The organism is Martinezella rhizogenes, from assembly GCF_000799715.1.
Classification (GTDB): Bacteria; Pseudomonadota; Alphaproteobacteria; order Rhizobiales; family Rhizobiaceae; genus Rhizobium; species Rhizobium rhizogenes_C.
On sequence record NZ_JUHG01000011.1, the window covers coordinates 801,608 to 819,531 of the forward strand.

General features: G+C 59.6%; 16 protein-coding genes. 9 read left to right on the top strand and 7 right to left on the bottom strand.

Features of this window, described 5'->3' with window-relative positions; all coding sequences use genetic code 11:
• Nucleotides 1-144: 144 nt before the first annotated feature.
• From EX00_RS07765 to EX00_RS07780, 4 genes are all read left to right on the top strand, one after another.
• Nucleotides 145-1,392, top strand: a complete 1,248-nt coding sequence (locus EX00_RS07765) for a BtaA family protein (protein WP_047455724.1) — start codon at nt 145-147, stop codon at nt 1,390-1,392.
• Complete coding sequence (locus EX00_RS07770; protein WP_047455726.1) at nt 1,389-2,063, top strand: class I SAM-dependent methyltransferase; 675 nt, start codon at nt 1,389-1,391, stop codon at nt 2,061-2,063. Before EX00_RS07765 ends, EX00_RS07770 begins: the two co-directional genes overlap by 4 nt.
• A 219-nt stretch (nt 2,064-2,282) precedes the next feature.
• A complete protein-coding gene (locus EX00_RS07775; protein WP_047455727.1) occupies nt 2,283-3,074 on the top strand; it encodes a glycoside hydrolase family 25 protein in 792 nt (263 codons plus the stop codon).
• A gap of 79 nt (nt 3,075-3,153) precedes the next feature.
• A complete protein-coding gene (locus EX00_RS07780) occupies nt 3,154-4,398 on the top strand; it encodes a lytic murein transglycosylase (protein WP_047455729.1) in 1,245 nt (414 codons plus the stop codon).
• A 532-nt stretch (nt 4,399-4,930) separates the two neighbouring features.
• On the opposite strand, the gene metF is transcribed toward EX00_RS07780, so the two are convergent.
• The 4 genes from metF to EX00_RS07800 form a co-directional block, all read right to left on the bottom strand.
• A complete protein-coding gene (metF, locus tag EX00_RS07785; RefSeq protein WP_047455732.1) occupies nt 4,931-5,827 on the bottom strand; it encodes a methylenetetrahydrofolate reductase [NAD(P)H] in 897 nt (298 codons plus the stop codon).
• Nucleotide 5,828: 1 nt separating this feature from the next.
• Entirely contained in the window at nt 5,829-6,854 is a 1,026-nt protein-coding gene (locus EX00_RS07790; RefSeq protein WP_047455734.1) for an ArsR/SmtB family transcription factor, read from the bottom strand.
• A gap of 193 nt (nt 6,855-7,047) precedes the next feature.
• Nucleotides 7,048-8,697: an energy-dependent translational throttle protein EttA gene (gene ettA, locus EX00_RS07795; RefSeq protein ID WP_047455737.1), complete on the bottom strand. Its 1,650-nt coding sequence runs from the start codon at nt 8,695-8,697 to the stop codon at nt 7,048-7,050.
• Nucleotides 8,698-8,824: 127 nt separating this feature from the next.
• Entirely contained in the window at nt 8,825-9,571 is a 747-nt protein-coding gene (locus EX00_RS07800; protein ID WP_047455740.1) for a ribonuclease T2 family protein, read from the bottom strand.
• A 165-nt stretch (nt 9,572-9,736) separates the two neighbouring features.
• Between EX00_RS07800 and EX00_RS07805 the strand changes: the two genes are divergently transcribed.
• From EX00_RS07805 to EX00_RS07820, 4 genes are read left to right on the top strand one after another with little or no spacing between them, the layout of a single operon-like run.
• Entirely contained in the window at nt 9,737-10,669 is a 933-nt protein-coding gene (locus tag EX00_RS07805; RefSeq protein ID WP_047455742.1) for an alpha/beta fold hydrolase, read from the top strand.
• Nucleotides 10,670-10,689: 20 nt separating this feature from the next.
• The gene (locus EX00_RS07810; RefSeq protein ID WP_047455744.1) at nt 10,690-11,649 is read left to right on the top strand and encodes a DMT family transporter; all 960 of its coding nucleotides are present in this window, start codon (nt 10,690-10,692) and stop codon (nt 11,647-11,649) included.
• A gap of 17 nt (nt 11,650-11,666) precedes the next feature.
• On the top strand, nt 11,667-12,869 hold the full coding sequence (gene caiB, locus EX00_RS07815) for a succinate--glutarate CoA-transferase (protein WP_047455746.1): 1,203 nt from the start codon (nt 11,667-11,669) through the stop codon (nt 12,867-12,869).
• Complete coding sequence (locus tag EX00_RS07820; protein ID WP_047455748.1) at nt 12,866-14,524, top strand: thiamine pyrophosphate-binding protein; 1,659 nt, start codon at nt 12,866-12,868, stop codon at nt 14,522-14,524. The genes caiB and EX00_RS07820 overlap by 4 nt, the downstream gene beginning before the upstream one ends.
• Before the next feature lie 39 nt (nt 14,525-14,563).
• On the opposite strand, the gene EX00_RS07825 is transcribed toward EX00_RS07820, so the two are convergent.
• The 3 genes from EX00_RS07825 to EX00_RS07835 form a co-directional block, all read right to left on the bottom strand.
• Nucleotides 14,564-14,908 carry a RidA family protein gene (locus EX00_RS07825; RefSeq protein WP_047455750.1) on the bottom strand — a complete coding sequence of 115 codons (345 nt, stop codon included), beginning with the start codon at nt 14,906-14,908 and terminating at the stop codon, nt 14,564-14,566.
• 95 nt (nt 14,909-15,003) lie between these two features.
• Nucleotides 15,004-15,342 (bottom strand): protein tyrosine phosphatase family protein, encoded by a 339-nt coding sequence (locus EX00_RS07830; RefSeq protein WP_047455751.1) that lies wholly within the window; start codon nt 15,340-15,342, stop codon nt 15,004-15,006.
• Between the two features lie 73 nt (nt 15,343-15,415).
• Nucleotides 15,416-16,255 carry a DUF4432 family protein gene (locus tag EX00_RS07835; protein ID WP_047455753.1) on the bottom strand — a complete coding sequence of 280 codons (840 nt, stop codon included), beginning with the start codon at nt 16,253-16,255 and terminating at the stop codon, nt 15,416-15,418.
• Nucleotides 16,256-16,481: 226 nt separating this feature from the next.
• Here EX00_RS07835 and EX00_RS07840 point away from each other — a divergent pair, with 226 nt between their 5' ends.
• Nucleotides 16,482-17,909, top strand: coding sequence for a L,D-transpeptidase (locus EX00_RS07840; RefSeq protein WP_047455755.1), 1,428 nt, complete (start codon nt 16,482-16,484; stop codon nt 17,907-17,909).
• Nucleotides 17,910-17,924: the final 15 nt, after the last annotated feature.

A 17,924-nucleotide genomic window follows, 5' to 3' on the forward strand; every position in this document is an offset into this window, starting at 1 on the left:
AATATGAAAGACCTATCGTCATCACAGTTCCGCAAATATCCACATGGTCGCCGCATGGCCGAACCTACCAACAGGCCACGTCATCAGACTGTAGCATTGCCGGGTTACACGCCCTGAACCTGACAAATTGGTGACAAGACTCAGATGACGGAATTCGCCCCGGAAGCCGGTCTCCACAAGAATCGGAAACTCAAGGACGCTCTGCTGCAACACAAGGCCCTGTCCAAGGCCGGCTTTTCCGAACGTCTGTTCGGCATGCTGTTCTCCGGCCTTGTCTATCCGCAGATCTGGGAGGATCCGGATATCGACATGGAGGCGATGGAGCTTCAGCCGCATCATCGCATCGTCACCATCGGCTCCGGTGGCTGCAACATGCTTGCCTATCTCTCGCAGAGCCCCGCCTCGATCGATGTCGTCGACCTCAACCGTCACCATATCGCGCTGAACAAGCTCAAGCTAGCCGCCTTCCGGCTGCTGCCCGGGCACGCCGATCTGGTGCGTTTCTTCGCCACGCCTGGCATCGACACCAATAGCCAGGCCTACGAAGAGTTCATCGCGCCAAGGCTCGATCCGGCAACCGCGACCTATTGGGACGGTCGCGACATGTACGGTCGCCGCCGCGTTACGGTGTTCAACCGCAACATCTACAAGACCGGCCTGCTCGGCCGCTTCATCGGCGCCGCCCACATCCTAGCCCGTCTGCACGGCGTCCGCCTCGCCACGCTGACTGAAGCCCGCACATTGCGCGAGCAGCGGCAGTTCTTCGACAACGAGATCGCGCCGATCTTCGACAGGCCAATGGTGCGCTGGCTGCTCGGCCGCAAGAGCTCGCTTTTCGGCCTTGGCATTCCGCCGCAGCAATATGACGAGCTTGCGAGCCTTGCCGGTGGCGATTCCATTTCTGGTGTGCTCAAGCATCGCCTGGAAAAGCTGGCATGCCACTTCCCGATGCAAGACAACTATTTTGCCTGGCAGGCTTTCGCGCGCCGTTACGCCGCCCAGCACCAGGGGCCGCTACCGACCTATCTGAAGCCTGAGCATTATACTGCCATCCACGCCAATGCCGATCGGGTCAGCGTGCATCATGCCAACTTCACCGAGCTGCTCGCCTCCAAGCCCGCGGCCTCTCGTGACCGCTATATCTTGCTCGATGCCCAGGACTGGATGACCGACGAACAGCTCAACGAACTCTGGGCGGAAATCAGCCGCACGGCCCGCGAAGGCGCGCGCGTCATTTTCCGCACCGCCGCCGAAAAGAGCATTATCGAGGGCCGCCTTTCGACCGCTATCCGCGATCAATGGGTCTATGACGAAGAGCGCTCGCAGGAGCTTAATCTACGCGACCGCTCGGCAATCTACGGCGGCTTCCACATTTACGGGAAAAAAGCGTGAGCCAGGCGGATACGGGCGTCGACGCAAATTCGAAGAACCATGCCGGACTGATGGACGGCATGTACCGCTACCAGCGGCATATCTACGACCTGACGCGCAAATACTATCTCTTCGGCCGTGATCGAACCGTCGCCCACCTCAACGTGCCCTTCGGCGGCTCCCTGCTCGAAGTCGGCTGCGGCACCGGCCGCAACATGTTGCTGGCGCATCGCCGCTTCCCGTCGGCCAAGCTCTACGGCCTCGACATCTCTCAGGAAATGCTGCTTTCGGCCCGCAACAATTTTCGCGGCCTGAAGCAGATGCCGGACTTCCGCGTCGCCGACGCCACTGCCTTTTCTCCGACCGATTTCGGTGTCGACGGTTTCGACCGCGTCATGGTCTCCTACGCGCTGTCGATGATCCCCGACTGGAAGAGCGCGATCGATGCGTCGCTCGATGCCGTCGCCCCCGGAGGCGAATTGCATATCGTCGATTTCGGCCAGCAAGAGCGGCTGCCCGGCTGGTTCCGCACCATGCTGAAGGGATGGCTGAAAAAATTCCACGTCACCCCGCGCGCCGACCTGCGCACGGTGCTGGAAGAACGGGTCAAGGCCCGCGGCGCGAAGCTGATCTTTGAAGAAATCGGGCGAGGCTACGCCTGGAGAGCCGTCATCACCAAGCCGGCCGCCTAGGCTAAAGACCCGAATTCGGGTCGAAATTCGCCTACTTGGCGCTTCAAGTATAAGAATTTACTTGAAGATAACGGATTTTTTACGTTGATATGGTGAATAGAGTGGTAAGGCCCGGTTGCAAGCAGCTTGGCCCGCCGCTTCTTGGGATTTTCGGGGACCAGACATCACGGAAGCCAAGCCTTGGGGCAGCAATATCACTCGCGCCATAACGGGATATCCATGCGCAGGCTTCTGTTGTGCTTACTGCCGCTCGCCTTTCTCCTGAATAGCTGCACGACGAGCTATGATGCCCTCGAGACGGCGTCCCTTCCGAAGACCCGCTTCAAGGATACCAAGCCGCAGGATTTTGGCCGCGATCACCCCGAACGCCACCCCATCCACGGCATCGACGTGTCCAAATGGCAGGGCGATATCGACTGGCAGACCGTGAAGGGCTCCGGCGTCGCCTTCGTCTTCATCAAGGCGACGGAGGGCAAGGACCGGATCGACCCGCGCTTCAGCGAATATTGGCAGGAAGCCAATACGGCCGGCATCCTGCACGCGCCTTATCATTTCTATTATTTCTGCTCGACGGCGGACGAGCAGGCCGACTGGTTCATCCGCAACGTGCCGAAGGATGCCATGGCGCTTCCGCCTGTTGTCGACGTCGAATGGAATCCCGGTTCCCCGACTTGTCGCACCAGACCGGCCCCGGAGACGGTCCGGACGGAAATGAAGCGTTTCATGGATCGCCTGCAGGCCTATTACGGCAAGCGCCCGATCATCTATACCTCGGTCGATTTCCATCGCGAGAATCTTGCCGGTTACTTCAAGGACTACCACTTCTGGGTCCGCTCAGTCGCCAAGCATCCGACGGCGACCTATGCCGACCGTTCCTGGGCCTTCTGGCAATATACCTCGACCGGCGTCATTCCCGGCATCAAGGGGCCGACGGACATCAATGTTTTTGGCGGTTCCGAGCAGAATTGGCACAATTGGGTGGCGGCAGTAGAGAAGCAGGGAAATTCTTGAGACTGCTCTAACTTCTCTCTTGCTTCTGTCACAATCTTCTGTGAAAGCGACCCTATTCTGTCAGAAAAGAGGATCGCCCATGGACCGCCATACCATCCGACGCAGCGCACTCGCATTGATCTTCGCTTCAGCCATGACAAGCATGGCGATGGCGCAGAGCGCGACACCTGCCGCCCCGTCGAATGCGGAGGGTAACGGCGCTCCCAAGGTCGCCTGCGGTGGTGACCTTCCTGCTTTCCTGGCAGGCGTCAAGGCCGAAGCCATCGCTGCTGGCGCCGATGCCGCGTCCGCCGACAAGACATTTTCCGGCGCGCAGATCGACCCCAAGGTTCTCGCCATGGACCGCAGCCAGGGTGTGTTCCGCCAGACCTTCCTCGAATTCTCACAGCGCACCGTCAGCCAGGGCCGGCTTGATATCGGCCGCCAGAAATTGAAGCAATATGCCGATGTCTTCGCCAAGGCCGAGAATGACTATGGCGTGCCCCCCGGTATCATCACCACTTATTGGGCCATGGAAACCGATTTCGGTGCCGTTCAGGGTAATTTCAATACCCGCAATGCGCTGGTCACCCTCTCGCACGACTGCCGCAGACCTGAGTTTTTCCGTCCGCGTTTGATCGGCTTCATCGAAATGGTGCAACATGGCGATGCCGACCCCGATACCATGACGGGTGCCTGGGCCGGGGAAATCGGCCAGACCCAGATGCTGCCCCCCTCGATCATCTCTTACGGCACCGATGGCGATGGCGATGGCCATGTCAATATGAAAACAAGTGCGCCCGACGTCATTCTCACGACAGCGCGGTTCTTCCAAAGTCTGGGCTTCCAGCGTGGTCAGCCGTGGCTGCAGGAGGTAAGTGTGCCCGACAATCTGCCCTGGGAAAAGTCCGGCCTTGGCGGGACGCTCACGGCTGCCGACTGGTTCCAGCTCGGCGTCAAGCCGCGCGACGGCAATACCAACTTCGGCTCGCTGCCCACCGCTCTTATCCTGCCGCAGGGTCGCAAGGGTCCGGCTTTCCTGACCTATCCGAATTACAGCGCCTTTCTTGAATGGAACCAGTCGTTCATCTACACGACGTCGGCCGCCTATTTCGCTACCCGCTTTAGCGGCGCCCCGACCTATAACAAGGGTACGCCAGAAGCGGGCCTGAACGACGTCGACATGAAGGCGCTTCAGACCAAGCTTACGGCTCGCGGCTACGATGTCGGCAAGATCGACGGCATCCTCGGCTCTGGCACGCGCGTTGCCATCCAGAAGGAACAGTTTCGCCTTGGTCTCCCGGCCGATGGCTGGGCGACGCAGGCGCTATTGAACGCGCTCTAAGATTTGCTTCTTATTCTATGAAAGGCGGCCCCGGGTCGCCTTTTTTTGCATTTTTGCTGCTTCTGTATCGGAATACAGATGGCTTTCCGGAACTCGGTCAATAGGAGCAGGCGGCAAACCGTAGCCGCCATTCGTGGTAGATATTAATTTCGTTCACAGCCAAATTAACAATGCTTTAAATTCCGTGAACGAAAGATTTTCCGTATTAAAACAATAGCTTATTTTGATATCTTGATTCAATTTCTCTGTTTCGTACCGCGATGCAGCATCGAATTCGCTTTTCAAGCGACACATTTCCGACATAGACTCTAACGGTTGACTAAGGAGGAAGACATGGGATTGACGCGATCCATCAACGTCCTAGTGGTCGGTGCAGCCTTCGTATTCGTGGTAACGATGCTTTTCATCTGACGAAGAACGACTGTTGCAGACAACCGAGCTCCTGAAAGCAAACAAAACAGCCTATTCCATTTAAGAAGCGCATGCCGAAGATCAGCATGCGCTTTTTCACGGCCACGTTCCCCGGATTTCGTCAGGCGACAGCGCGCGCATCTGCCTTGCGCTGCAGACCCAATCGCTCCAGAACAGCCGAGACGAGCGGCGAACGGTTCATCGTATAAAGATGGAACTCGTGGATGCCTCGCCGTACCAGATCCTGGATCTGCTCGGCGGCGACATCGGCGGCAACCTTGGCGCGTTCATCGGCATTGTCATCGAGGCCGTCAAAACGATCGTCCAGCCAGGAGGGGATGCTGGTGCCGCAAGCCCCGGCAAAACGCTTCAGCTGCGTCAGGTTCTGGATCGGCATGATGCCCGGCACGACAGGGATCTTGATACCGGCGGCGCGAACCCGGTCGTGATAACGCTCGAAAGCATCATTATCGAAGAAGAACTGTGTCAGCGCCCTGTCGGCGCCATTATCGGCCTTACGTTTCAGCATGTCGATGTCGGCCGCGGTATCGCGGCTCTCCGGATGTTTTTCCGGATAGGCAGACACGGAAATATCGAAATCTCCGCGCTCGCGCAGCGCCGCCACCAGCTCGGCAGCATTGGCATAACCGTCCGGATGCGGCTGATAGGCGGAGCCAACGCCCGTTGGCGGATCGCCACGCAACGCCACGAAACGGCGGACGCCGGTCGCGAGAAAGTCATCGATGACCCGATGTGTGTCTTCGCGCGTTGCACCGACGCAAGTCAGATGCGACGCCGTGGTGAACGGCGTCTCATGGATCATCCGGCGCACAGCCGACAGTGTCGGCGCTTTGGTCGTGCCACCGGCGCCATAGGTGACTGAAACAAATTCAGGTTCCCATTCGCTGAGCTCCTCGACCGTATTCCACAATTGCGCTTCGGCTTCCTCCGATTTCGGCGGAAAGAACTCGAAGGAAATGCGAATGCTGCCTTGGCCATTCTCGATCTTCGAAGACATATCAAACTCTCCCGGCAAGAATGGGGGATGACTGACGGCTCTGCTCGGCGGCGATCAGCAGCCGCGGGTCGCGCGCCAGCCAGATCGTAACCGTCAACCCTGAACCGCCTTCCCTCCCCGAATGAAGGTCCTGCACCTGCTCGACATCAAGCCCCGCCGTTTTCAACCAATCCGACATCATCTGATGGGAAAAGCCGAGCCTTAGATGCGCATGTTCGTCGCGCAGATATTCCAGCCCGTGCGGTGCCAGATCGATGATCACCAACCGCCCGCCGGGCCGCAGCATTCGCGCCGCCTCGTTGATGGCGATTTCCGGTTGATCCAGGAAATGCAGCACCTGATGAATGGTGATCAGATCGAAATCCTGCGCCTCGAGCGGCAGATTGAAGATATCGCCATGCCGCACCGAAGCCGCAGTGATGTTCGACCGGTCGAGATTGGCGCGTGCCACGGCCAACATGTCGCGGCTGGCATCGATACCGACCGCACGGCGATAGTGTCCCGCCAGCAATTGCAGCATCCGGCCGGTGCCGGTGCCGAGATCGAGAAAGGCGTCGATCTGCTGCGGGCCGATCAGCTCGATCATCACCTTGTCGACATCTTCGTCGGCGACATGCAGGCGGCGCAGCTCGTCCCATTCGGCGGCATTGCGGCTGAAATAGGCTTGCGCCCGCTCGGCGCGAATACGCTTGACGGCAGTCAGGCGCTCGCCGTCGCGCAGCAGTACCGGGTCGTTCTCGGCTGTGTGCCGGAGAAGCTCGCGCGCCAGGATGACCGCCTTGCCGTCCTGCTTCAGGCGAAAGTAAGCCCAGGCGCCTTCCTGATAGCGATCGATCAGATTGGCCTCGCCGAGCAACTTCAGGTGCCGCGAGATACGGGGCTGCGATTGGCCGAGAATTTCAGTAAGATCGGTGACGGTCAGATCGCCGGCGGCAAGCAGTGCCAGCAGACGCAGCCGTGTCGGCTCGCCCGCCGCCTTCAGCACATCCACCAGATTATCCAAGCCCAATTTAACCAGATCTGCCATTTTCCACCCAATCAAGATATAAAGATATCTTTATGTGATTTCGTCGCAATCTGCAAGAGCCAATTCATTCCCGGAGAATTCGGGCGTCGGAAATCTGTTAGTATTTGTCGGCAAGGGAATACGCATTTCCTTCGCCAAAACAAAGAAAAACCCCGGACAGGCCGGGGTTCTTGATGGCAGAAAGGCAGTAGACTTATCGTGTCAGGCGCTTGTAGGTCACGCGGCTCGGATTGATGCTGTCAACGCCGAGACGACGCATCTTGTCCTGTTCGTAGTCTTCGAAGTTGCCTTCGAACCATTCGACATGGCTATCGCCTTCGAAAGCGAGGATGTGCGTGGCCAGGCGATCGAGGAACATGCGATCGTGGCTGATGATCACGGCGCAGCCAGCGAAGTTTTCGAGCGCGATCTCGAGTGCACCGAGCGTTTCGGTATCGAGGTCGTTGGTCGGTTCGTCGAGCAACAGAACGTTGCCGCCGGCCTTCAGCATCTTGGCAAGATGCACGCGGTTGCGCTGACCGCCGGAGAGGTTGCCAACCTTCTGCTGCTGATCGCCGCCCTTGAAATTGAACGTCGCGCAATAAGCTCTCGAGTTCATTTCATACTTGCCGAGCTTAATGACTTCAGCGCCACCGGAGATTTCTTCCCAGACATTCTTGCTGCCATCGAGCGCGTCACGGCTCTGGTCGACATAGCCGAGATGAACGCTGTCACCGACGCGGATAGAACCGCTATCCGGCTTTTCCTGGCCGGTAATCATGCGGAAAAGCGTTGTCTTGCCGGCACCGTTCGGACCGATGACGCCGACAATGCCGCCCGGCGGCAATTTCAGCGACAGACCTTCGATCAGCATCCGGTCGCCGTAACCCTTGTTGATGCCTTCCATTTCGATGACCACCTGGCCGAGGCGCTCGCCGACCGGAATGATGATCTGCGCATCGCCAGGACGCTGGTTCTCTGCTGCATCGACCAGCTCGTCATAGGCACGGATACGAGCCTTGGACTTCGACTGACGTGCCTTCGGGCTGGAGGCGATCCATTCCTGTTCGCGCGTAATCGCCTTCTGGCGACCAGCCTCTTCGCGACCTTCCTGCTGCATGCGCTTTGCCTTCGCCAGCAGGTATGAGGAGTAATTGCCTTCGTAGGGAATGCCGCGGCCGCGGTCGAGCTCAAGGATCCAGCCGGTGACGTTATCCAGGAAGTAGCGATCGTGGGTGATCATCAGCACGGCGCCCGGATAGGCACGCAAATGCTTTTCCAGCCAGGCGATGGTCTCGGCGTCGAGATGGTTGGTCGGTTCGTCGAGCAGCAGCACGTCCGGCTGCGACAGCAGCAGTTTGCATAGGGCTATACGGCGGCGTTCACCACCGGAGAGACTGGTGACGTCGGCATCGCCGGGTGGGCAGCGCAGCGCATCCATCGCCATCTCGACCTGGCTTTCCAGATCCCAGAGGTTCTGGGCGTCGATGATGTCCTGGAGCTTGGCGCCCTCTTCCGCGGTCTCGTCGGAATAGTTCATCATCAGCTCATTGTAGCGATTGAGAACGTCCGTCTTCGCCGCAACGCCTTCCATGACGTTTTCAAGCGCGGTCTTCGCCGGATCGAGCTGCGGCTCCTGCGGCAGGTAGCCGATGGTGGCGCCTTCGGCCAGCCAGGCTTCGCCGGTATATTCCTTGTCGAGGCCGGCCATGATGCGCAGCACGGTCGATTTACCGGCACCGTTCGGGCCGAGAATACCGATCTTGGCGTCGGGGTAGAAGGAGAGATGGATATTCTCGAGAATTTTCTTGGCGCCATAGGCCTTATTCAGACCGGCCATATGATAAATGAACTGACGTGCCATAGCTTGGGTTACTCCACGGGCGGATAACATTGCGAATTGTGCCGCTATGTAGGCGAAACCCCGCTCTCGGGCAACGGCGAAACCTTGTCCGAGAGCTATTTATCCGCGTCAGACGGGCCGCCAGGCCTCAAAAACCGGCCGCATCCACCACGCCTTGATCACAGCCGAACGACGTGCGGCCGGCTCCCTGGATCAGTTCCTCGAGCCGAGGCTCGTTCCCTGGCGCGGGCTGAATGGCGTCCTCGGATAGGCCAATCGTCAGCTCCGAGATCACACGCACCTTGCCGACACGACGGCAGCTCATCTTTACCCGGTCGCTGGCGCCTTCGCCGAAGCTCTTGTCGAAAGCGGCCTTGATCGTATCGGCATCGAGTGTCTTACCGATATTCTGCGTGAAGAGATCGCGCACGGCGGACGCATTGAGTTCATTGATCAAACCAGCGGCTGCGCCGAAATAATCATCGGCGCTAAGCTTGGTGCAGGTGCCGTGCTTGATCCATTCATGCCGCTCCAGACCGGATTGCGTGCCCGGCATGACCTTGTCCAGTGCAGCCTTGGTGTCCGCCGACAGTTCGACAGCCGGCAGATCCTTCCAGTCACTGCTGCGATCGGCCTGCTTCAGATCGTCGGAAACGTCACAATATTCCTGTCGCATCGGCCAGAGGCCATGAAGCGAAAAATTCTTTGCATCATGATTATCGGATGACTGGTTGCGGCACTCCGCCTTCTTCTGGTTCGTCTGGCAGAATGCCGGTTCCCAGCTTGCCGCCAAAATGAACCGGGTCCGGCCCCGACTGTTCTCCTGCGCAACTGCACCCGTTGCCATTACCGCCGCCAGAATCACGACTACGCATCCCCGAACCCAATACCTCATTCCATGTCTCCAGATAGAACAATATGAGAACAAATAAGCAGTTTGATCGGCCGGGCGCAACCCTGATTCACAGGCATCGCGGAGATTTATTTCTGTGAGCTTCGCTGACACGTCATTGCAATCCCGGAGGTGATGACCTCTCGTCTGCGTGAGGAGGAAATGCACATGTTTGCCGAAACGAGGCATCTGGACAGCCCGACGGGCGCGACGCTCGCCTACCATCACCTGCCGGCGCGGGACAAAGCTCATGGCGTGCTTCTCATAAGCCACGGCCTTGCCGAACATTCCCGCCGCTACGAGGGCTTCGCCGAGGCCATGGCGGCGCGCGGCTTTCATGTCTACGCCCATGATCATCGCGGCCACGGCGAAACAACGGCCGTCGACGCGCCGCTCGGCTGTTTTGCCCGGCGGGGTGGTGTCAATATGGTCATTGCCGATGTTCTGGCGATGCGCGAGCTTGCCGCGACCGCCCATCCGGGTCTGCCGATCATTCTTTTCGGCCACTCCATGGGCGGGCTGATCAGCCTGAACGTGGTGGTGACGCATCCTGAAGAATTCGATGCCGTCACCGTCTGGAACTCGAACTTCAATCCCGGCCCTGCCGGGCGCGCGGCGCAGGTCATCCTGAAGACGGAACGCATGCTCAAAGGGTCGGACGTGCCGAGCGGGCTGCTACCGACGCTGACCTTCGGCGTCTGGGGCAAATCGATCGCCGACCGGCGCACCGAATTCGACTGGCTCTCGCGCATCCCCGAGGAGGTGGACAAATATATCGCCGATCCGCTCTGCGGTTTCGATGCCTCGGTATCCCTCTGGCTGGATCTGTTTGAACTGACCTTCCGCGCGCCGCAAAAGACCTGTCTTGACCGGCTCCGGCGCGACATGCCGATCCATCTGGTCGGGGGCGGCCGCGACCCGGCGACGAACAATGGAAAGGCGATGTCCTGGCTGTCAAACCATTTGAAAATGGCCGGCTTCTCGCATATTAGCCTGACCATCTATCAGGACATGCGCCATGAGACGCTGAACGAGATCGGCGCGGCCGCGGCCATTTCCGATTTTGCGGACTGGTGTCGGCAAGTGACGGCAAAGGCCTGATCCCCAAAGGATTTTTTCGAATGAATGCCACCGGCGGTTCCCTGCCCCGTTTTCGTCAATCGGAGCTGACGTTCGGCCTGTTGATGATGTTCCTGTCGGTGATCCTGTCACCGATCATCGACATTTTCGCAAAGCTTGCCGCCACCACTATCCCGCCAGCGGAAGTCACCGCCGCGCGCTTCATTTTTCAGTCGCTGTTCGCCTTGCCGATGATGATGTTGCGAGGACAATGGGGCCTGTGGTCGCTGCGTCGAAGCGGCGTGCATGCCATTCGTGCCGCGGTGCTGACGCTATCGATGATTTCCTTCGTCACGACGCTGCAGGTCATGGAAGTGGCCGACGCCATCGCCATTTTCTTCGTCGAGCCGATGATGCTGACCATTCTCAGCAGCATCTTCCTGAAGGAGACCATCGGCTGGCGACGCTATACGGCCTGCGCCGTCGGTTTCTTCGGCGCGATGCTGATCATTCAGCCGAGCTTTGCGGAGGTCGGCTTCGTCGCACTGTTGCCGGTGGTCACCGCACTTTGCATCGCCGTATACGTCATGATCACGCGTATCGTCTCACATAGCGAGGATGCATGGCCGATGCAGTTCCAGACCGGCATCTGGGGCACGGCGATCTGCCTCATTCTGCTGGCGATCGGCCAGGGCACAGGTTCGCTGATCATCGATCCCGTAGTACCGGACGGCACCGCAATGCTCCATCTCCTGGGCGTCGGCGTGTCTGCCGCTGTCGCCGGCGTCCTCACCATCTATGCCTATCGCTCCGCCCCGGCCTCGACGCTGGCGCCGCTGCAATATTTCGAAATCGTCTCTGCGACGATCTTCGGCTGGCTGGTCTTCGGCAACTTCCCCGATCTGATAAAATGGGTCGGCATTTTCATCATCATCGGCTCCGGCCTCTATATCCTCTGGCGCGAGCGGCGCTTTGCTTCCAAGCCGGTATCCGATACATCTGAGGTCACTTTCACACCCTAGCCGCCATCCGGATCGACATGACAGCCAACAGCACCAAGAAACCGCCCCTCACCGGCATCCGTGTCATCGAATTGGCCCGCGTTCTCGCCGGCCCCTGGGCAGGGCAGATGCTGGCCGATCTCGGCGCCGATGTCATCAAGGTGGAAAATCCCGATGGAGGTGACGACACGCGTCAATGGGGACCGCCCTTCGTCGAGGGCAAAGATGGGGAAAATCTTTCCGCCGCCTACTACCATTCCACCAATCGCGGCAAGCGTTCGATCGTTGCCGATCTCAAGACCGAAGAGGGCCAGGATCTGGTTCGCCGGCTGGTCCTGACCGCTGACGTGGTGATCGAGAATTTCAAGCTCGGCGGGCTGGTGAAATATGGCCTGGACTATGAGAGCCTGATAAAAATCAATCCCAAGCTGGTCTATTGCTCGATCACCGGCTTCGGCCAGACCGGTCCCTATGCCGGCCTCGCAGGCTACGACTATATCGTCCAGGGCATGTCCGGCTTCATGTCGATCACCGGCGAACCCGACGGCCAACCGATGAAGGCGGGCGTGGCGATCGCCGATATCTTCACCGGCATCTATGCGGTCTCCGCGATCGAAGCAGCACTCATCCACGCACTGAAGACCGGCGAAGGCCAGCTTGTCGACATGGCGCTGCTTGACGTCCAGTCCGCCGTGCTCGCCAACCAGAACATGAACTACCTGATTTCCGGCAAGGCGCCAGTGCGCCTCGGCAATGCCCATCCCAATATCTCGCCCTATGAGGTCGTGCCGACCGCTGACGGATATCTGATCCTTGCTATCGGCAATGACGGGCAATTCCGCCGCCTTTGCGCGATCCTCGGCATCGGCACGTACGCGGACGACGAGCGTTATGCGACCAACAAGGCCCGCGTCGCCCACCGCCATGATGTCCGCGCCTTCATTTCGGCAAAAACGCTGACATGGAACAAGGCGGATCTGCTGAAGGCCTGCGAAGACAATGCGGTGCCTGCCGGCGCCATCAATACGATCGAGGATATGTTCGCGGATCCGCAGATCAAGGCACGCGGCTTGCGGATCGATCTTGAAGATGCTGTGGGTACCGTCATCCCGAGCGTACGTACGCCGGTGGTCCTGTCAGAGACGCCGCTGACCTACACGCGGCCAAGCCCGCGCCTTGGCGAACATCAGGAGGAGGTTCTGGCCGAATTGGCGGAACTGGAGGGAAAGGCAAAAGCATGAAACGGACTGGCGGCCAGCTCATCGTCGAAGCCCTGAAGGCAAACGGCGTGCAGCGCATTTCCTGTGTTCCCGGCGAGAGCTTTCTCGCCGTGCTCGACGCTTTGCATGACAGCGACATTAAGGTGCTCGTCTGCCGCCAGGAGGGTGGCGCAGCGATGATGGCGGACGCCTGGGGTCGGCTGACGGGCGAACCCGGCATCTGCATGGTCACCCGCGGCCCCGGCGCGACCAACGCCTCGGCTGGCCTGCATATCGCCCGACAGGATTCGATCCCGATGATCCTCTTCATCGGCCAGGTGCAACGAGACGCCCGCGAACGCGAGGCCTTCCAGGAGGTCGAGTTCCGCCGTGCTTTCACGGAATTCGCCAAATGGGTCGGCGAGATCGATGACGCCGCCCGCATCCCCGAATTCGTCACCCGTGCCTTTGCCGTCGCGACATCTGGCCGACCCGGCCCTGTCGTTTTGACGCTGCCCGAGGACATGCTGCGCGATAAGGTCGAAGCTCCATATGCCAAGCCCTATACGCCGGTAGCGGCCCATCCGGGCAGCAGCCAGATTGATGATCTGCGCCAGCGCTTGCTCGCGGCTGAACGGCCACTGGTCATCCTCGGCGGCACGCGCTGGGATGAGGATGCGGTCGCCGGTATCAAGAGTTTCGCCGAGCGCTTCAAGCTGCCGGTCGGCTGCTCCTTCCGCCGTCAGATGCTGTTCGATCACCTGCATCCGAGCTATGCCGGCGATGTCGGCATCGGCATCAATACGGCGCTGGCAAAGGAGATCAAGGAAGCTGACCTGCTGATCCTGCTCGGCGGCCGCTTCTCGGAAATGCCGTCCTCCGGCTACACGCTGATGGACATCCCCTACCCGCAACAGCAGCTCGTCCATATCCATCCCGATCCCTCCGAGCTCGGGCGTGTCTATCGCCCGGATCTTGCAATCTGTGCCAGCCCGGCCGATTTCGTGGCGGCCCTGGCCGATCTCGAAGCACCGGCGGAGCCGCGCTGGGCGGAGCGGACTGAGCGCATGCATGCCGCCTATCTCGCCTGGTCGAAGACGCCGGAAACGAGCCCTGGCGCGGTGCATATGGGCCGGATCATGGATTGGATCGAGGCCAATACGGCAGCCGACACGATCTTCACCAACGGCGCCGGCAACTATGCCACCTGGCTGCACCGCTTCCATCGTTTCCGCCGCTTCAACACCCAGGCCGCCCCCGCCTCCGGCTCGATGGGCTACGGCCTGCCGGCAGCAGTTGCCGCCAAGCAGCTCTTTCCGGAGCGCGAAGTCATCTGCTTTGCCGGCGACGGCTGCTTCATGATGCACGGCCAAGAATTTGCGACCGCTGTGCAATACGACCTGCCGCTGATCGCGCTGGTCATTAATAACGGCATGTACGGCACGATCCGCATGCATCAGGAACGCGAATATCCCGGCCGTGTCAGCGCCACGGCGCTGAACAATCCGGACTTCGCGGCCTTGGCCCGCGCCTATGGCGGCCATGGCGAAACGGTAAAGGTGACGGAAGATTTCGGCCCCGCCTTCGAGCGAGCGCGCGCAAGTGGCAAGCCGGCAATCATTGAGATCGTGCTCGATCCCGAGGCAATCACACCTTCCCGCACTTTGACGGAAATTTCGCAAGCAAAAGGCCGGTGAGAACAAACTCACCGGCCTTATAAAAAGTGTCAGATCGAATTAGTCGATTGCGGCGATGACGATGAACTCGACCTTGTACTTAGGTGCAGCGAGCTTGGCTTCGCTGGTGGCGCGAGCAGGCGTGTTGGCCGGATCGACCCATGCTTCCCAGGCAGCGTTCATTTCGGCGAAGTCGGAAATGTCGGAGAGATAGATCAGCGTCTGCAGGATCTTCGACTTGCTGGAGCCGGAGGCGGCGAGCAGGCGATCGACTTCGGCCAGAGCCGACTTGCACTGATCCGTAACGCTTGCACCTTCGCCAACCTGGCCGGCGAGGTAAACGGTGTTGCCGTGGATGACGGCGCCGCTCATGCGGGCTCCGACGTCGATACGCTTGATGCTCATGGTTTCTCTCCTGATGTTGTCCGGTGACGGGTCACAAACCAGGCGCTGCTCACCAGCAACGCCCGAAATCTCTTTTATGTTCGGGAAGCGGCGGCTCAGCCGCGAATATGATGCGTCTTCTGGTAGATCGCGGTCGAGCGAGCGCCGGAACGGCAATAGCCGAGCATCGGGCGCGGGAATTCGTCGAGCGCGTCGACCATGCCCTGCACGGCCTCTTCGGTCACGCCCATCGGCCCGACGGGCACATGGGTGATCTCGAGGCCAAGTTCCTTGGCGCGTGCTTCAATGACGGCGAACGGCGTCTGATCCGGGCTTTCATCATCCGGGCGATGGCAGACGAGCGACTTGAAACCCAATGCCTTGATCTGGTCGAGATCCTCCAGGCTGATCTGACCGGAAACCGAGTATTCGTCATCGATCGGGCGGATATCCATCGTTCGCTTCCTCTATAAAACCGAGGGCTTTGATCTACGCCGCCAAAAAGCGAGCGTCAACCGCTGAAGCCCGTCAGACGAAGGCAAAGTTGAGTGCGAAACTCCTGGCTTCGCCGGGCTGGAGAATGTTGAATTCGCTCGCCGCCTCCAGCTCGTCGCGCGACACCCAGCGGTGCGATACGGGCTCGATGCCGAGGACATGCGCCGGCGCACGCTGATTGCGCCAGACCTGCAGGAACGGCAGCGTATCCGTGCCGAACCGTACCCTCAGCGACTTGCCGCCGACAGCGGCGATCGGCCCAAGGCTGAGTTCCGACCAATCTTCACCCTTCGCCGCTGCCGGCACGCAGAAAATCCCGCCGTGCTCTTCGCCGAAAGTCCAGGGAAAGCCGCCATTTTCCAGCATCTGGCCGGAGAGGCGAACGCCGTCGTCGAACCATTTGCCGCCGACATTCATGTGATACATCAGAAAGACCGGCATCGCTTCGGTGCTGGTGTTGACGACGCGATCCGTGAGCGAAACCTCGCCCGTGGCGCCATCGATCCGCCAATGGCGTTCCAGCCGCGCGGTACGGCGCTCGGCTGTGATGACGTCGATATCGGCACGGCACTCGGCATTGCCGTCCTCGAACCGGGTCCAGAGAATTTTGGCCTTATGCGAGGAGAAGGAGCCGTGCAGCGGATATCGCTGCCCCTCGAAAGCACCCGACATTGGCTGCGGATGACGGATGTGATCAGGGCCGCAGGTAAAGAGAAAGCCTTCTAGCGAATGATCAATGCGCGGGTCGCCGTCATCTGGAATGGCGCGTCCCGGCGCAAGATTGTTGCCATCGACGACGCAGGCGCCGATATCCAGCACGGAATCCTCATCCAGCGTCAATCTCGGCCCCTTGGCCGCGGCAAAGTCGATCATGTCTTACAATTCTCCCTGGTCGGCGTCTGATTGGCCACCCATCCGAAAGTGGTCTCGAAATGGCGCGCGGCAAGAATAAATGGCGATTTCTCTTACCGAACGTTAACTTGACGCCTTGATCTCACAAATTTTTATATTTTATTCAGCATGATAATCTTAAATTCCACACTAGTGTCAAAATTGCCATGTGTGTGTCGGGCAGCCACCATCCGAGGATTCGACTAACGTGAACCGGTTCCTGAAAATCAGCCTTTCTTTGGCCCTGACGGCCACGGCATCCGCCTTTGCATTGACCGATGCACAGGCGCAGTATTATCGCGGCGGGAACAACGACGTCGTCCTGGTGACCCCCGACGGACGAATCCTCGATCAGTTTCCAGAGCAAGATTATGTAAGAACGCGCGACGGGCGTGGTCGGCGCGTCTTGGTGGATCGTTACGGCAATGTCGTCGCCACCGAGATGCGGGCCAGCACCTATTATCCTCAGGCACCGGCTCACGACGCCTACAGTGACAATGGTGGCGGCGACCGCTATGGCGACACGCAGCTTTCCAGCAATGGCGGTTACCGCGACTATCGGCAGTATCGCGGCGACGGCAGTGATGACAGCGTCGTTACCGGTGGTATTCCTCGTGACAGCTCCATTCAACGCGTGCCGCTCGACGACCAGGCCCAGCCGAATACGGACGCGCAAACCCAGCAGGGTCAGACGAACCCGAACGGTAACGACTATGCCTCGATCGATCCGCAGCAGACGCCCGAGGTCCAGAGCAAGCCTCCGGCCGAACCGGTTATCACGCTGAAGGGCAAATCAAAGATGGAGATCACGGCGATTGAGGTCTTCCTCGCTCGCCAGGGCATTTCGCCGGGCGCCATCGACGGCCGCATGGGCGGCAATGTCACCAAGGCCATCTACGCTTATCAGCAGATGACCGGCCAGACGCTTGATCCGAAGGATACGGATTCGATCCTCGAGCAGCTGCGCCTGTCAGGCGGCATGCCAATCATCAACTACACGATCACGCCCGCCGACGCGGCCGGCCCCTATGTCGCATCGATCCCCGAGGACTATGCCGAAAAGGCCCAGATGCCATCGCTCGGCTATACGTCGACCACAGAAATGCTGGCCGAGCGCTTCCATATGGATGAAGGCTACCTCAAAGAACTGAACCCAGGTGTCGATTTCACCGTCCCCGGCAACACAATCAAAGTGGTCAATACCGGCCCGAGCAAGACCGGCGCCGTCGCAAAGATTCTTGCCGACAAGGGTCGAAAGCAGGTCTTCGCCTATGACGCTGCCGGCACGTTGATCGCCGCCTATCCCGCCAGCATCGGCTCGACCGACACGCCCTCGCCATCCGGTACGGTCACGGTCGAACGCGTCGCCTTCAATCCGGGCTACACCTATAATCCGAAGATCAACTTCAAGCAGGGTGCCAACGACAAGATCCTCGACATTCCGCCCGGCCCGAACGGCCCGGTCGGCGTTGTCTGGATGGCGCTATCGAAGCCGACCTACGGCATCCATGGTACGCCCGAGCCTTCTAAGATCGGAAAGTCGCAAAGCCACGGCTGCGTGCGCCTCACCAACTGGGACGCGACCGCGCTCGCCAAGATGGTCAAGCCCGGCGTAGTGGTCGAATTCGTCGATTGATTGCAAGCCTAAACA

Bases quoted from the DNA above. Each gene is read 5' to 3' on its own strand.
- EX00_RS07800 (WP_047455740.1), bottom strand. From the start codon at position 9,571: ATGAGGTATTGGGTTCGGGGATGCGTAGTCGTGATTCTGGCGGCGGTA.
- EX00_RS07820 (WP_047455748.1), top strand. From the start codon at position 12,866: ATGAAACGGACTGGCGGCCAGCTCATCGTCGAAGCCCTGAAGGCAAAC.
- EX00_RS07825 (WP_047455750.1), bottom strand. From the start codon at position 14,908: ATGAGCATCAAGCGTATCGACGTCGGAGCCCGCATGAGCGGCGCCGTC.
- EX00_RS07805 (WP_047455742.1), top strand. From the start codon at position 9,737: ATGTTTGCCGAAACGAGGCATCTGGACAGCCCGACGGGCGCGACGCTC.
- ettA (WP_047455737.1), bottom strand. From the start codon at position 8,697: ATGGCACGTCAGTTCATTTATCATATGGCCGGTCTGAATAAGGCCTAT.
- EX00_RS07790 (WP_047455734.1), bottom strand. From the start codon at position 6,854: ATGGCAGATCTGGTTAAATTGGGCTTGGATAATCTGGTGGATGTGCTG.
- EX00_RS07765 (WP_047455724.1), top strand. From the start codon at position 145: ATGACGGAATTCGCCCCGGAAGCCGGTCTCCACAAGAATCGGAAACTC.
- EX00_RS07780 (WP_047455729.1), top strand. From the start codon at position 3,154: ATGGACCGCCATACCATCCGACGCAGCGCACTCGCATTGATCTTCGCT.
- caiB (WP_047455746.1), top strand. From the start codon at position 11,667: ATGACAGCCAACAGCACCAAGAAACCGCCCCTCACCGGCATCCGTGTC.
- EX00_RS07810 (WP_047455744.1), top strand. From the start codon at position 10,690: ATGAATGCCACCGGCGGTTCCCTGCCCCGTTTTCGTCAATCGGAGCTG.
- EX00_RS07830 (WP_047455751.1), bottom strand. From the start codon at position 15,342: ATGGATATCCGCCCGATCGATGACGAATACTCGGTTTCCGGTCAGATC.
- EX00_RS07775 (WP_047455727.1), top strand. From the start codon at position 2,283: ATGCGCAGGCTTCTGTTGTGCTTACTGCCGCTCGCCTTTCTCCTGAAT.
- EX00_RS07835 (WP_047455753.1), bottom strand. From the start codon at position 16,255: ATGATCGACTTTGCCGCGGCCAAGGGGCCGAGATTGACGCTGGATGAG.
- metF (WP_047455732.1), bottom strand. From the start codon at position 5,827: ATGTCTTCGAAGATCGAGAATGGCCAAGGCAGCATTCGCATTTCCTTC.